General features: G+C 38.6%; 11 protein-coding genes. 4 read left to right on the top strand and 7 right to left on the bottom strand.

Annotation, left to right across the window (positions count from 1 at the left end):
• The first annotated feature begins 14 nt into the window (after window positions 1-14).
• On the top strand, window positions 15-2,609 hold the full coding sequence (locus tag H3Z82_RS08215; RefSeq protein ID WP_182204683.1) for a S9 family peptidase: 2,595 nt from the start codon (window positions 15-17) through the stop codon (window positions 2,607-2,609).
• Between the two features lie 29 nt (window positions 2,610-2,638).
• On the opposite strand, the gene H3Z82_RS08220 is transcribed toward H3Z82_RS08215, so the two are convergent.
• The 4 genes from H3Z82_RS08220 to H3Z82_RS08235 all read right to left on the bottom strand — a co-directional run bounded on the left by H3Z82_RS08220 (window position 2,639) and on the right by H3Z82_RS08235 (window position 5,911).
• A complete protein-coding gene (locus tag H3Z82_RS08220; protein WP_182204686.1) occupies window positions 2,639-2,908 on the bottom strand; it encodes a DUF6520 family protein in 270 nt (89 codons plus the stop codon).
• A 54-nt stretch (window positions 2,909-2,962) separates the two neighbouring features.
• Window positions 2,963-4,483 (bottom strand): MauE/DoxX family redox-associated membrane protein, encoded by a 1,521-nt coding sequence (locus H3Z82_RS08225; protein ID WP_182204688.1) that lies wholly within the window; start codon window positions 4,481-4,483, stop codon window positions 2,963-2,965.
• 118 nt (window positions 4,484-4,601) lie between these two features.
• On the bottom strand, window positions 4,602-5,546 hold the full coding sequence (locus H3Z82_RS08230) for a helix-turn-helix domain-containing protein (RefSeq protein ID WP_182204691.1): 945 nt from the start codon (window positions 5,544-5,546) through the stop codon (window positions 4,602-4,604).
• Entirely contained in the window at window positions 5,546-5,911 is a 366-nt protein-coding gene (locus H3Z82_RS08235; RefSeq protein ID WP_182204693.1) for a DUF7793 family protein, read from the bottom strand. Before H3Z82_RS08235 ends, H3Z82_RS08230 begins: the two co-directional genes overlap by 1 nt.
• Before the next feature lie 637 nt (window positions 5,912-6,548).
• Here H3Z82_RS08235 and H3Z82_RS08240 point away from each other — a divergent pair.
• The 3 genes from H3Z82_RS08240 (at window position 6,549) to H3Z82_RS08250 (ending at window position 9,184) form a co-directional block, all read left to right on the top strand.
• A complete protein-coding gene (locus H3Z82_RS08240) occupies window positions 6,549-6,746 on the top strand; it encodes a hypothetical protein (protein ID WP_182204696.1) in 198 nt (65 codons plus the stop codon).
• A gap of 738 nt (window positions 6,747-7,484) precedes the next feature.
• Window positions 7,485-8,234 carry a hypothetical protein gene (locus H3Z82_RS08245; protein WP_182204698.1) on the top strand — a complete coding sequence of 250 codons (750 nt, stop codon included), beginning with the start codon at window positions 7,485-7,487 and terminating at the stop codon, window positions 8,232-8,234.
• A gap of 581 nt (window positions 8,235-8,815) precedes the next feature.
• Entirely contained in the window at window positions 8,816-9,184 is a 369-nt protein-coding gene (locus H3Z82_RS08250; protein WP_182204701.1) for an endonuclease domain-containing protein, read from the top strand.
• Between the two features lie 472 nt (window positions 9,185-9,656).
• On the opposite strand, the gene H3Z82_RS08255 is transcribed toward H3Z82_RS08250, so the two are convergent.
• The 3 genes from H3Z82_RS08255 to H3Z82_RS08265 form a co-directional block, all read right to left on the bottom strand.
• Complete coding sequence (locus tag H3Z82_RS08255) at window positions 9,657-10,634, bottom strand: SDR family oxidoreductase (protein WP_182204704.1); 978 nt, start codon at window positions 10,632-10,634, stop codon at window positions 9,657-9,659.
• The gene (locus tag H3Z82_RS08260; RefSeq protein WP_182204713.1) at window positions 10,634-11,926 is read right to left on the bottom strand and encodes a nucleotide sugar dehydrogenase; all 1,293 of its coding nucleotides are present in this window, start codon (window positions 11,924-11,926) and stop codon (window positions 10,634-10,636) included. The genes H3Z82_RS08255 and H3Z82_RS08260 overlap by 1 nt, the downstream gene beginning before the upstream one ends.
• A gap of 989 nt (window positions 11,927-12,915) precedes the next feature.
• Entirely contained in the window at window positions 12,916-15,396 is a 2,481-nt protein-coding gene (locus H3Z82_RS08265; protein ID WP_182204715.1) for an exopolysaccharide transport family protein, read from the bottom strand.
• Window positions 15,397-15,401: the final 5 nt, after the last annotated feature.

Consider the following 15,401-nt stretch of genomic DNA (forward strand, 5'->3'; position numbering starts at 1 on the left):
AAAAAAAAGCCACAATGAAAACTATCCTAATATGGCAACTGAAATCAACACTCTGGCTGCTGACACTCTTGTTTACATCCTTTAGTGTTTTAGCACAGAAAGAAACGAAAAAAAGATATACGTCCAATTTAGATTCTCTATGGAGCCGCAGTACATACATTAATAAAATGACTACCGATGGTAAATGGGTGATTTTAACGGAAACTTTTGACCATAAAAAAAATGTATTAATGCTCAAACACACTTCGGATTCCATCACATTTAAATTGCCCGAAAGTCAATGGATTCGATTTTCTGACGACAACCGATGGTTTGGCTGTATTACTGATCATAAAGAACTAAATCTTATTGACTTGGTAAATCACACCAAAGAAAGCTACCCCAATATCCAATCGTATAGTTTTTCAAAATCTGGAGATTACATTGCAGCCTTAGAAAAAGACAAAGACTTAGAATCACTGGTGATAATTAACTTAAAAAATAAGTCCGTTTACTCTATTCAAGATGTCAATAAATATCTCTGGCATCCACAGCACAACAGCTTATTGTTAGGAATAACTAAAGGCAACCAAAACCAAATTACACTTTATGATGTAGACTCTACAATATATAAATTCATAAAAGAAAACCCAAACAGTAGATTCAATTATCTGTTTTGGAGTGACTCAGGGAATGCGCTTATGTTTTTGGAACAAAATAATAAAGAAAGCATCCTAAATTATTATAGCAACAATGGGGATTTAATAACCTTGAACGATACTGCCATTGAAAATAAATTTTCACACTATCAATTAGGACATTTAGAACCCCATATATCTGATGACGGTAAGAGAGTGTTGTTTTACAGGCAATTAAGAAAAATGGATGCAACACGAGGTACAGAAACCATGCAGGTTTGGAACTCCATAGACCCTTGGGCATACCCTAGGCAAAAAGAATATGAGGAAAGGGAACTTCGAGCCTTGCTCACCGTTTGGTATCCTGAAACCAATCAATTAATAGCCATTGAAACAGTTGAAAGGCCCACAGCTGCCTTGGATGTGAATCATAATCACGCCATAGTGTTTGATAAACTCATATACGAGCCCTTATATAAAGAATTCTCCAATACGGATATATATGCAAAGAATATGGAAACTGGCGAAGAGCATCTAGTGGTTCAAAATCAATATATCGGTTCCGGATTTGTAACATTGTCCCCTGATGGAAAATATATCACCTATTTTAAAAACAAGAATTGGTGGGTGCATAATATGAAGACAAGTGAAACAATCAACCTGACCAAAAGCTTGAACATTTCTTTTGAAAATGTTGAAAAAGATGATGCGAGTGAAATTGTTCCTTTTGGTAATCCTGGATGGTTATCAAATAACGAATACATTATTCTTTATGACCAATATGATATTTGGATGATGTCGCCAGATGGGAATTATAAAAAAAGAATTACAAAAGGTAGAGAAGAAAAGATGAAATATAGAATTAGCAAAAATTATCGGCGTAATGATTTTTATTTTCTGACTGTGAATGTAAACTTTTCGAGTTCCCCTTTTAATTTGGATAATGGCGTGATATTGGAAATGTATGATGATTTCCATAAAACAGGATATGGAATTTGGAAAAAAGTGAATAAAATTGAAAAAGTGATTTTTGAAGACAGGAAACTGGACGGTATTCTTATTTCTGAGGATTTTAGCAATATCGTTTTCAGGAGACAAAAATTCAATGAGCCGCACGGTATCTATAATTTTGATATAAAACAGAAAAAAGAATATCTCTTATATCAAAGCAATGAGGAATTATTGAATTATGACTTAGGAAGTGGACAACTAATAAAATACAATATAGGTGAAAAGGAGTTGTTGGGCACCCTTTTATTTCCAACAAATTTCAATCCTGAAAAAAAATATCCAATGATTGTTTATATATATGAAAAAACCTCCAATAGATTGATGTTCTTTGAGCCACCTTCAGATTACGAATATATAGGGTTCAATTCGCTGAAATTTACTACAGATGATTACTTTGTACTATTTCCTGATATAGCATACACAATTCAAGACCCTGGAATATCAGCATTGAATTGTGTAATTTCAGCAGTAAACAAAGTCATGGAATCTGGCAATCTTGATGAAAATAAAATTGGTTTGGTAGGACATTCCTTTGGAGGTTATGAAAGTGCATTTATCGCGACGCAAACAGATATGTTTGCTGCGGTTGTGGCCGGTGCTGCCGTCACCAATTTCACAAGCCATTACCATAGTTTAGGGTGGAATAATAAAAAGCCTGAAATTTGGCGCTATGAAAGCCAACAGTGGCGTATGGGAGATTCATATTATAACATCAAAGGGGCCTATCAGCGCAATTCGCCCTTATATCATGTAGAGAGTCTTAGCTCACCATTATTACTTTGGACTGGTAAAGAGGATTATCAAGTACACTGGACACAAAGTATTGAACTATTTTTGGCTTTGAAAAGATTGCAAAAGAAGAGTAAATTATTGCTCTTTGAAAATGAACCACACGCACTGATGAATAAGGCGAATCAGAAAAAGTTATCAATCGAAATTAAGACGTGGTTTGACAAATATTGCAAAAATAAAAACGAGTAGGATAATTATTTATCCTACTCGTTTAATTACTAAAATGGATAATGAAACAATGCTGTATCACAAACTGTATCACTAAACTTAAGGTCATGAACTTGTCTGTTTAGATCATCCGTACAAGGAATTGAGCCTATGTCATTACATTCCTTTGTAGAACTTACACAAAAATCATCTTGCATGATGTAATTCGTAACGCGTAATGATTCATTTTCAGTGGTAGTTTTCTCAGAGGCAAAAGCAAATACAATTGCCATCATAAATACCGTAAAAGGCATTCCTAATTTTAAAAATTTTGATTTCATAATATAAAATTTAAAGATTAACTTTTGGCCTACTTTTTCTACAGGTGTTCGGCCTTATTCCTGAAACTGCGCAGTATATGTTACTTTCAAGCCAGAGTTAAAATACTTTGGCTTTAAACGATATAACCATAATTGATCATCAACAATAGCCACTAATACATCTTTGTAAATTTGAAAATCACTTATTTTTTTGTCACGCTGATGGTAGAGGTAAAAACTAAAAGCATAGGTGCTATCGGTAATATCATACATGTCAATAATACCAGCTGAACGTAAAACGTCCTCTCTTTCATAACGCCCTAAGCGGTCACTGTTTATATATAGGTAGTCTCCATAGGTAGCACTTAGTCTGTTTACTAGTATAGTCTGTCCACCCAATTTATACTTATCACTTTTAGCATAATGAGCAACATCTAATATAGCCTTGCTTATAGTATCTATGGTTTTCCCTGTTGTCTGATAATTGACATATTTGTCAGTTACTTCATAATGGCTCCGATAATAATAAGTGTAAATAAACTGTCGATGTTTATCATTCCACAATAAAATACCGTTAGACTCAAAAACACTTTCAAATGGCCTTTTTAATAGCTCATGGTTTATTGCTACACTAATGGAGTCCTTAGATTTTTTGAGAAGGCCCAAAGCATTTAATTGTGTAATACCACTCTTAGTTGTGATTCCAACAGATGCTGAATCCCCTACAGCGAATTCTGTAAAATAAGCATCTTGATATGAATGAACAGAAGTTTTTCGTTCATTTATTTTACCTCGGAATAATATCGGTATAGTCCCATCCCCAAGAAAGAAATAGGGTGGGCTGACCGAAATTCGCACCCTTCGATAAGGCAAGTGTAAACTATCAATAGCAATACGAAATTCGGTGGTTTGTGTAAGAGTGGTATCAATACTCATTAAAAAAAGAGGGGCATTATAATTTCCTAAGTAAATGGTAACATCATCCATACCTGCAAGGTAGTAGGAGTTGGATTGTAGTTGATATTCCCCTATTTTCTCCAAAGCATGTGGCATATACCTCCGTATAAAAGCATTATTCCGCTTAATTTGTTTCTCGCTGCTTAAGAAAACAACCGTAACGGCACTGACACTAAAAACGGTCAATAATCCCAAAACCCAAAGCCTCTTTCGGCCTTTGTCAAAAAGAGACCATAACAAGTAGCCTGAAAGCAAAATAAACACACTATTAAAAACTAAATGCTCCGTCCATCCCAAGGCTTCCAACACCCCACCACAGGAGCAGGGCACAAAATCAGTAAAGTTCAGGATGATCACTATGTAGGTAGTAAACATCATCATCATTGCAAAAAATCCAAATAGGGCCAACAACCGAGAGCGCTTGAACATCAAGAAAAACGCAATAATCAATTCCAAAAAAGGAACACCAATCGCCACAGGTTTGGCGTATGCACTCAATAACGGAGATTGCCCCAACTGGGTTTCAAAAGTCTCAAAATCCAACAATTTGCTCACGGCGGCATACACAAATAAAAACGAACACAAATAAATGCCAAGCTCTAAAGTATAGTGTTTCAATATGTCCCATTTCAATTTCATAACCTGAATCTTAAGTAGGAATAAAATTCGTGAATTGTAATGTTTTCAAAAGGATAATCGATAGTCTCAGAGGGAGTAGAATCAATTTGAATCTTGAATCTTGAATTTTGAATCGGGATTACTTCCTCAAAGCCATCGGCGTGACGCCATATTGCTTTTTAAAAGCTTTCGAAAAATGGGACATGTTTTTAAAGCCGATCATTTGAGCAATTCCTTTCACCGGCAGGCTTGTATTCTGCAGTAGCATGCTGGCTCGTTTTAAGCGCTCTTGGGTTAAAAAACGGTAAACAGATGTGCCATACAATTGCTTAAAGCCATTTTTTAATTTGTGCTCATTGGTACCAAATTCATGGGCCAAAACCCGTAATCCAGGAAGTGGTTGTGAAATGTTCTGGAGAATACGATCCCGAACGCTCTGAATAATGCGAACATCCTTTTCATTGGATAGTTTAAAGGGAGGGTTTGATTTCACACGAGATCTCAAATCTCCTGATGCTAATAGGGCCTTGATTCTATCTTCTATAAACAATCTGTTCAGTGAAGTCTCAAAGGTGGTCACCAAAATAAAAGATACAGACCATTCCTCTATGAAAACGGTACTAAAAGCACAAGTGCATCTTTTGGTTAACGCCCCCTGAACCTTAAAAGAAAGGTCATGTATCCCGTGATAATTGTCTTTATAAAGTAGATCGCGCGCAATCAATTGCCAGCTTGACAATGAATCTGCCGTTAACAAATCAGAAAAAGGAGCCTTTATTAACACATCAAATTCCTGTCCCAATAACGTATGAACGGTGTTGTTGACATACCGCACTTGAAAACCGGTATCCAGAACAAATATCATGTTTACATATTCCTTGATGGCTTCCGGCGCATCCAAATACCCCACATACCGCAAAGTATCGGCCAGCTCCTCCACCAACAGGTTGGCCATCATAAGCACCAATTCAATATCGTCATCTTCCTCTGAACGTTCTATTAGATAATTTCCCCCTCCCACAATCAATGTCATGAGCAACCGTTGGATTTGCTGTAGTCGATGTGTATTAAACGGACTTTGCATCAGCGATAGGATTTTAGAAAATGCATAGCCTCATATTGGTTTTCAAACAACTGAGTCGGAATGAGGGGTTTGCTCCGGTGGATATAAACACGCAATAGCGCCTCTATAATCGCTCTTGTGTCAACCATTGCTACAGCTTTTAATAAAAAAGAACCTTCATTCGCAAGATAATCCCGTGCCGACTTATCCGCATCCTTTATACCTTGAAGATCACATAATACCGGATAGGAACCGTCTTGTTGATAATGAAGCCGTTCATTTACCACAATTTTTGCCGTGCTATAATCAAGGAGAGGAAGTGGTTTGTAAACAAAAATAAGAATGCCATCCACCATCCAAATTTTAGAGTAAGTAGTCTCTTTCATAAGCATGAAGATTGATTGGAACCTCTAACATAGGAAAAAAACCAATCCATTTAACGTAAAAACAACTCATAATGATTTTTCAATCAGGGTTTTACACAGAATCCAGCAAAGTTTTGTTCTCAAAAGGATAATTTATGTTCTCAAAGGGATTAATAAGTTAGAAATCCGCAGCTAAATTATGAACGTCACAATTAATTTTATAGTTTCCCTTATAAAATCAGCTGACCTATCGACAATAAAAACCTAACAATCAAACGCTTTGCAATAAAAACACTTCTAATAAGCACCATGAAATTTAAAAAAGAGCCCTAAATCTAAACTTTATCCCGCTATCATGACTAAATCAAAAACCTACATCCCAGATTACCTGCCAGTCCACCGTCATCCGACAACGACTATGTAAAGCCAAAAAACCAGATCGACCATCCATTACCTTTACGGATACTGTAAACCGCAAATTCATAACGGATCACTGCTAACTGCTGACTTGCCCGAACGTACCATTTCCTGTTGGAATTAGTTCAGGCCGACGGTACGGGCGGGCTGCTGACTGTCAACTGCTGACTGCTAACTGCTAACTGCTAACTGCCGACTGAATACTGCCATTATCTTTTTTCACTTTTAAAACAATCTTCTGATGCAAAGAATTTGTATATACAGCAAGGATATTTGTTGGATAACGGGAAAAAGCGAACGTTATGCAAGAGACGTAATGCGCGACATACGGCTTTTGCTCAAAAAGGAAAAACATCAACTGATTACCATCGCTGAAGCTTGCGATTACCTGGGATTGCCTTTTCAAGAAGTCTGCGAAATGCTCAACCGAAGAACATAATCAAGCAGTGAGTGACACATTAGCGACACCCCAGAGCGACATTGAGAGTCTGCCTGCCAGAGAAGGAAGCAACAAAGAAACACACCCCCAAGTGTCATTGCGAGGAGTGAGGCAGGAACGACGCGGCAATCTTTGTGTTGACGGTTCCCATTGATGAGATTGCTTCGTCCTGTGTCCCTACGGGTTCGCAATGACACCAAGGTGGAAAGGCATCTAAATGACAGCTCGTTATTGTTTGTTTTGGCTGAACTTCCCCGATTAGAGTTGGCCGGTATTCATCGTTCAAAAATCACCAATCAAAAATCTTCAATCGTTAATCGCTGATCTCTACCTCTCTACCCTCTACCTCTCTACCCTCAACTCCCCCCATAGATACTCCATAGATACTCCATAGATACTCCATGGATAAAGCATGCCATAGACACTTCGGCACAAAGGGTAATAAACGGCAAAAACGGCAGAAAAGGAAATACGGGCAGAAAGCTCATAAGGGAACAGGAAACTGCAAATCAAAGTAAAAATGGCGCAATAATGAATAACCATTCCATTTCAGAAACAAAGTACCATTACGGCAACAATGACAAACCCCCACCCAACTTTTCCAATAATTTAGCCCCAGATCCAATCCTGGATATATAAAACAGCGGCCGATGTTTTGCGCGCCCAGGACCGGATCTAAAATAAACAAATTGTCTAATCCGAGGACAAATAGATAATGTCCTCACAAAATTAAAAATCATGGCAAAATTAAAAAGCTTAATCAAGGTCCAAGGTACCCTGGACGACCTTACCTTTTACAAGGGCAGAGATGGGTATTTAGTACGCACCAAAGGGGGCGTCAGCAAATCAAGAATCGCTAAAGATCCAGCATTCGCAAGAACCCGAGAAAACGGATCAGAATTTGGATTGGCAGCTTCCAGTGGCAGACTGCTCAGACGTGCCATCTTGGACTTGATGGTCGATGCAAAGGATAGTTTGGTAACTTCACGACTGACCCGTGTAATGACATTGGTCAAAAACGAAGATGCCATCAGTCCGCGCGGCGAACGCAATGTGGCCATTGGAATCACAACGCCGCAAGGCCAATTGGCACTAAGGGGATTTAACTTCAATAACAGGGCCATCATGAGCGCTGTAATATTGTCGGACATCACTTTGGACACGGCAACGGGTGAGATAGTAATCGCCGATTTTACGCCTACCCAAAGAATGCACGCTCCGGAAGGTTCCACCCACGTAAGCCTAACCTCAGGATTCCTGAATTTAGATTTCACAACGGGCGCGAAGGATCTAAGGTTAAGTCCAATTACAAACTTACCTATTGATCACACCACGGCAACGGTAACCTTGACGCCTTCCGCTGTTCCAGTCGGAACCGGAGCGCAATGTTACTTCCTAAAAGTGGCGTTCTATCAAGAAGTCAACGGTATCCAGTACCCATTGAACAATGGTGCATATAACGCCCTCCAATTATTGGAAGTGTTATAATAAACGGAATACCAAAATTAAGCGGACCCCAGGTCCGCTTTTTTATTGGACTTAGTTTATGTCTGTTTAAAAACAACTATTTCCAAAAAACTACGCATGACCACACCACTCCCCTCTTTAGTCAAAGAGGGGAATGAATTTACCGGAGTGAAACGAAGGTAAAGAAAGGGGAGTTTGTCTTTTTAATAAATAAATCTTGTTAGAAAAAACAAATAAACAAACCCTCCGTCTAAACCTCCTCCCGTCGATTTAGCCACCTCCCTTTGACTAAAGGGAGGAGCAACAGGTATAGTTTTAATATCTCGTGATAATTTCCCTGAACAAGTCATCTAATTCACTTTATTGAAAGAATGGGGTTTATAAAAAACTCACCAAGCACCATGAAAACGCACAAAGAATGGGGAGTTTGAATAAGAACTGGGGAATGAATTTAACGTAGTGCAACGAAGGTAAAGAAAGGGGAGTTTGAATAAACCACAGGAATGAATTTACCAGAGTGAAACGGAGGTAAAAAAAGAGGAGTTTGTTCTAACATAAATAGTTTTAGCACTACATATCAAAATATTAACTATTTTTAATACATGTCCAAACAAAGCATACATACCAAAAAAGAATTACAAGGCTATAGAAAAGAACTGCGCAAAAAACTAACTCCCGCAGAAGCATTTTTATGGACACAATTAAAATCCAGACAATTAGACAGCAAACGATTTACGAAACAACACAGCATTGGCTATTATATAGTTGATTTCTATTGTGCTTCTGAAAGATTAATTATTGAATTGGATGGTCAAGGACATTTTACTACCGAAGGTCAGGAATACGACAGGAAGCGAACCATGTATTTAGAAAGTTTAGGGTATAAGGTCATCCGATTTGAAAACAAAATGGTATTTGATCATTTGCCATCTGTTATAAAAGAAATACGGGATTGTTTTTGTAAAGCTTAAGATTGGTGGTTTTCTGGATTAGATTAAGATGCTTGGATTTGAGTAGGATTCACAAACCCTCCGTCTATATCTCCTATCGTCGATATAGCCACCTCCCTTTGACTAAAGGGAGGAGCCACTGAGATAGAGTTTATGACATGTAGATAATTTACAAGATTAATCCTCAATATTAAGTTTACTGGAAAAGACAGATTAATAATAGTATTACAAATAATCATTGAAACTCAACATGCCGCTCCCCTCTTTAGCTAAAGAGGGGAATGAATTTACCGTAGTGAAACGAAGGTGAAGAAAGGGGAGTTTGAATAAACAACAGGGGAATGAATTTACCGTAGTGAAACGAAGGGGAAGAAAGGGGAGTTTGAATAAACAACAGGGGAATGAATTTACCGTAGTGGAACGAAGGTAAAGAAAGGGGAGTTTATGTTTTTAATAAATAAATCTTGTTAGAAAAAATAAATAAACAAACCCTCTAAGCAAATGCATCCCAAGTAATCTTGAGCCCTTCCCTAACCGTATATCGTGGTGAATAATCCAATAATTCCTGGGCCTTTGAAATATCCGCCAAAGAATCACGGACATCGCCTTGACGTTCTGGGCCGTATTCTGCCTCTAATTGAGAGTCGGCCGCAGTTTTTAGGGAATCCCATAAATAGTTGATATCTATGCGTTCGCCACAAGCCACATTGAAAACCTGATTGGCCGCTGCTTTTGGGGCAAACAACCCTTTGATATTGGCCTGAACCACATTATCAATAAAAGTAAAATCTCTGGTTTGTCCGCCGTCGCCATTGATCTTTGGCGATGTATTATCCTTTAAGGCCTGCATAAACAACGGAATGACCGCTGCATAGGCGCCATTGGGACTTTGCTTTGGTCCAAACACATTGAAGTATCTAAATCCAATCACATCGGTACCATAGGTTTTACCAAACACATCGGCGTAAAGCTCGTTGACGTATTTGGTCACTGCGTAGGGCGATAAAGGCTTTCCAATGGTATCTTCGACTTTTGGCAAAGATTTACTATCGCCATAAGTAGAACTGGAGGCCGCATAAACCATACGTTTAACCTGTGAATTGTCCTTAATGGCTATCATCATATTCAGGAAACCTGAAATATTCACATCATTGGTCGTTGCAGGATCATTAATCGATCTTGGCACAGAGCCTAAGGCAGCTTGATGAGATACAAAGTCCATGTCTTTTACTGCGCGATGGCAGGTGTCCACATCTCTGATATCACCTTCCATCAATTCGAAGGCGGGATTCGCCATAAATTCGGTGAGGTTCTCGCGATACCCATTTGAGAAATTATCGAGCACGCGGACTTTCTTAGCGCCGTGCTGCAAGAGGTACTGGACCAGATTGGACCCAATAAAACCAGCGCCGCCGGTGATTAAAAAGCTATAGTTTGATAAATCTTCTGTATGATAAGGATGTGTGTACATTATAATCTGGCGTCAACGGATTCTATTGGTAATAAGCATTTGACGTCAAAAATAACGCCGATATCTGATTTTAGGTTCTTGAGATCCAACTTTAAAAACTCGTTATGGGCAACCGCAACGACAATGGCGTCATACTTGGAAGCCAATTTGGTATCGGTGCAAATCAAGTCGAAGTCGTATTCATGTTTTACGGCATCTGCTGAGGCCCAAGGGTCATAAACATCAACATCCACTGCATAACTTTCAAATTCCCTGATGATGTCAATCACTCGTGAATTTCTGATATCTGGACAGTTCTCTTTAAAGGTGACCCCTAAAACCAAGACCTTGGAACCTTTGATGGTGGCTCCTTTTTTGATCATCATTTTAACCGTTTCCTGAGCTACATAACTGCCCATACTGTCATTCATCTTTCGACCTGCCAATATAATTTCAGGATTGTACCCTGATTCAATCGCTTTTTGGGCCAAATAATATGGATCCACTCCAATACAATGTCCGCCGACTAATCCCGGAGACATTTTAATAAAGTTCCATTTGGTACCTGCTGCTTCCAATACCGCTTTGGTATCAATATCCAACAATCTAAAGATTTTGGCCAATTCATTCACAAAGGCAATATTGATATCGCGCTGTGAATTTTCAATCACCTTGGCTGCTTCGGCAACCTTTATGCTTGGTGCCATGTGGGTACCAGCAGTAATGATGGTTTTATAGAGATTATCAACTTTCACCGCGATTTCAGGAGTAGAGCCAGAAGTGACCTTTAAGATTTGAGTCACTGTATGGACCTTGTCTCCTGGATTGATTCGCTCTGGCGAATAGCCCGCAAAGAAATCGACGTTAAATGTCAATCCCGATTCCTTTTCCAAAATTGGGACACAGATATCTTCTGTAACTCCCGGATACACCGTAGACTCATAAATGACGATAGCATCTTTTTTCAGTACTTTACCAACGGTTTCACTCGCTTTGATCAAAGGTGTGAAAATTGGTTTGTTAAGAGCATCGGTTGGGGTTGGAACGGTGACGATATAAAAATCTGAATCTTCGATATCTGACGTGTCATTGGACACAAACAGGCCGTTTTTTGCCTTAAGGTCAGTCACTAATAGAGATTTAAGCACATCATTGTCAACTTCTAATGTTCCATCAATGCCTTGGTTCAACTCGTCAATCCGATTTTGGTTGATGTCAAAACCGACAACCAAAAATTGCTTTGCAAACTCCACTGCAAGTGGTAAACCTACATATCCTAATCCTAATACCGTAATTTTGGGGTGATTTGTCATTATCTGTTTTTTATGGATTTTAAAATAAAGAGCAAATCTAAAGAAAATCTCCTATTCTTAACCTGTTTTTTAACAATTTCAATCGGATCAGTTCAAAATAGACAACTATTGTTGCATTTGGGTTCAAACTGCTCTGCCAAAGAGACAAACGTAACCGAAAAACGCATTAAGAAAAACCGTAAGCGTCACAAGGTCAGCAGACAATAAATCGTATGGATGGGCGTGCTATAGACATAGGTTGGAGCAAATTCCAAAATCCAATAAATAAGAATCAAAACGTGAAAACAGCTCAGCGCACAAAACCCGAAACAGGAGAAAAAAACCAAATAAAGCATAAAGTACTGCGAGAAGGTCATAATGCTAGACTACCATAGCGATAAAAGAAATCCATTGTATTTTGCCAGAACAAGTAAAAAGAACACTCAAAAAGGCCACTGGTTTAATCTAAAACATCAACCGCAAGGAGCGCAAAGAAAACCGCAAGGGACGACTACCTCGGGGCTACCCGATGGGTATAAGGGATTCATTATCGATTAACGACTTGCCCGAACCTGGCTTTTTAAGGTAGGATCGGGTTGATGATTTACGATTTACGATTGATGATTTTTGAATTTTGAATTTTGATCTGGGATTTGTCTAGGATTGAATATCGAATGATGAATATTGAATATCGAATAATGAAGTTTTCAGTTCGGTCTATCGTGGAAAAGCGACGTATGCGGGTATAAAATTGTTCCCCTTACCGAACGTACTTTTGCGGTATGGGCGGGTTGATGAATGTTGATTTTTGAATAGCGAATACCGAATAATGAATAAGGTCAACACTAATCAGCGAGGTTCAGATTTTTGAATAATGAATAACGGTCAACGCTAATCAGGGAACACTCCCACATCTCTTACCTCTCACCTCTCACCACTAATCCCAAATACCTAATTCCTATTTCCTATTTCCTATTTCCTAAATACTTGATCGAGATTAACAAAACCCATTAGCCAATATTTTTAAAAAACCGCTTGATGCGTCTCAAAATCGGACGTCTGCCGTTTCCTTCGTGGTAGGCATTGCCATACACTCCGTAACCATAGCCGTAGCCATAGCCATACCCGTAACCATAGCCGTAATTATGGTTGGTTTTATGTTTGTAAAAGTTAAGAACGAAACTGATATTCTTGACTTCGCCCATTTTATATTTGGCGTTGATTAAAGACAACATGCCTTTTTTGGTATAGTCCAGTCGCACCATAAACAGAGTGGCATCGGCATATTGAGTCAATTCTAAAGCATCGGTGACCAGCCCCAATGGTGGCGTGTCCAATACGATAATATCGTACCGACCTCGTACAAGCTCAATGAGTTCCTTCATCCTATCGCCCATTAACAACTCTGAGGGATTTGGAGGCACTGGCCCAGAAGGAATGACGTCTAAGTTCTCAACATGCGACGAATAATTAACCTCATCAAACGTATTGTCTCCGATTAAGTAATTGACGATTCCCTTATCGTTAGTGATTTTAAAATCATCAAAAATTTTAGGTTTCCGTAAGTCCAGACCTAACAGCAAAGTTTTCTTTCCGGATAAGGCATAGACCGTCGCAATATTAATAGAGCAAAATGTCTTTCCTTCCCCACTTACCGAGGAGGTTACCATGATGGTTTTTCCGACCCCTTCTTCTTCTCCTTGCTTTTTATAAATAAACTGCAAACTTGAACGAATGGAACGGAAAGATTCTGAAACTGCCGATTTAGGCTTTTCAAACACCACCATATTGTTTTTGTAATTGTACTTGCCTATCAAGCCCAGTATAGGGATGCTGGACAAACGTTCTACCTCATCAGACCCGTGAATGGTATTATCCAATAAAAAGATCACAAAAATAAGGAACATGGGGATAAAAAAGCCCAACATCAAACCCATCATATAATTCAGGTTCTTGTTGGGACCAATCCGGCCACCGCCAATATCCTTAGCCTCATCAATAGTGCTGATATCTGATACGTTAGCCGCTTTAACAATGGCCGCTTCTCCACGCTTGGTCAAATAAATATTATAGGCCTCTTGGCTGATATTCATCTTACGCTGAATTTTCAAAAACTCCTGTTGGTCTTCAGGTAGATTGCTCAACTGCGCTTCAAAACGCGCCATATTAGTATTAATAGCGTCTAAGTTGATACCAATCGTCTTTTTTGTATTGTCTATAGTTTCTAAGAGTACATTCTTCTCCGCATCAATTTGCCTGTCAATATCCTTAAAAATAACATTGCCCTCCTTAACCGTGTACTCTTTTGATTGCCGCTCAATGGCTAATGCAGTAATTTTAGCAACACTCGACAATATGTTGTTTTCAGTTATCCCTACAGAAGTTGGTGCTGCAATTTGAGTATAGTCAGTCTTGGTACGGAGATAATTTTCGAGGGAGTTGAGATAATTTAATTTGGTACGTTCTTCTTCCCTGCTTAAATCTAAGGCTCTCAGCTTTTCCGACACAATCGTCATTTCCTCCGTAACATCAAAAAGCTTGTTCTTTTTTCTGAAGGTGTTCATTTCATCCGTAACATCCTTAAGATTGTCATTTACGGCATTCAAACTGCTGTCAATAAACTTAATGGTATTGGTAGCGTATAGGTTTTTGCGTTCTAGCTCAGTTTTGCTTAAAATTGAGGTGGTAGCGTTTAGATAATCTACAATCTTAGCTTTGTTACTCCCCGCCAAAGACAAAGTCAAAACGGAAGATGAACTTCCTGAGAAAGGCGCAATCATTACACTGTTTTTGTACTGATTGACTACCGAATCAAAATTCAGAAATCGCAGGTAGTACTTTGAACCCTGCACAATATTGCTGTCATTTCGTTTTGTAATCGTACCGTTAAAAAAGGGCAAATTGATGGTTTCGCCGAAATTAAAGGTTTGTGCAAATTGCCCGACCTTGAAATTGTCGTTATATTTTGTTTTATCTGAATAACGTTGGGCTGTAAATCCGCTTTTTTCAAAATTGGCAGTCAGTTCAAATTGGGTGTCATTTATGAATTGGATTCCAATGATGTGTCCTAAAATCTGTCCCTTAGATTGATCTAACTTGACTACAAAAGGTGCGTTTTTATAAATATCTTCCATGCGATATTTTCCTTCCTGCAGATATTCCATATAATACTGTAAGGAATCCATCACTAACTCATTATGGGTGCGGGTTTTGACTGTGGTCATTACTTTGCCAACTTTCCCTGAAACACCACCCCAGTTGAAAGAAATGCTGGTATTGGCTGTAAAAAACGGATTTTGATCAGTTTCTACTGAAATAAGAGAATCTAATTTGTAGATGCTTTGTTTTCTTACATTGATAAGATAGGCGACTATCAGTGCAAACACGACACTGAGCAGCACAAACTTCCATAAGTGAAGGGCCTTAAACAAGTAGCCCCTAAAATCAAAATAGGTGCCTCTTGGTTCTGAATAATCGTCGTGTTCTTCCATGATTA

This window comes from Gelidibacter maritimus, assembly GCF_014062315.1.
Lineage (GTDB): Bacteria > Bacteroidota > Bacteroidia > Flavobacteriales > Flavobacteriaceae > Gelidibacter > Gelidibacter maritimus.

Coding starts and splice junctions, on each gene's coding strand:
- H3Z82_RS08245 (WP_182204698.1), top strand. CDS start 7,485: ATGGCAAAATTAAAAAGCTTAATCAAGGTCCAAGGTACCCTGGACGAC.
- H3Z82_RS08265 (WP_182204715.1), bottom strand. CDS start 15,396: ATGGAAGAACACGACGATTATTCAGAACCAAGAGGCACCTATTTTGAT.
- H3Z82_RS08260 (WP_182204713.1), bottom strand. CDS start 11,926: ATGACAAATCACCCCAAAATTACGGTATTAGGATTAGGATATGTAGGT.
- H3Z82_RS08220 (WP_182204686.1), bottom strand. CDS start 2,908: ATGAAATCAAAATTTTTAAAATTAGGAATGCCTTTTACGGTATTTATG.
- H3Z82_RS08240 (WP_182204696.1), top strand. CDS start 6,549: ATGCAAAGAATTTGTATATACAGCAAGGATATTTGTTGGATAACGGGA.
- H3Z82_RS08215 (WP_182204683.1), top strand. CDS start 15: ATGAAAACTATCCTAATATGGCAACTGAAATCAACACTCTGGCTGCTG.
- H3Z82_RS08225 (WP_182204688.1), bottom strand. CDS start 4,483: ATGAAATTGAAATGGGACATATTGAAACACTATACTTTAGAGCTTGGC.
- H3Z82_RS08255 (WP_182204704.1), bottom strand. CDS start 10,634: ATGTACACACATCCTTATCATACAGAAGATTTATCAAACTATAGCTTT.
- H3Z82_RS08230 (WP_182204691.1), bottom strand. CDS start 5,546: ATGCAAAGTCCGTTTAATACACATCGACTACAGCAAATCCAACGGTTG.
- H3Z82_RS08235 (WP_182204693.1), bottom strand. CDS start 5,911: ATGAAAGAGACTACTTACTCTAAAATTTGGATGGTGGATGGCATTCTT.
- H3Z82_RS08250 (WP_182204701.1), top strand. CDS start 8,816: ATGTCCAAACAAAGCATACATACCAAAAAAGAATTACAAGGCTATAGA.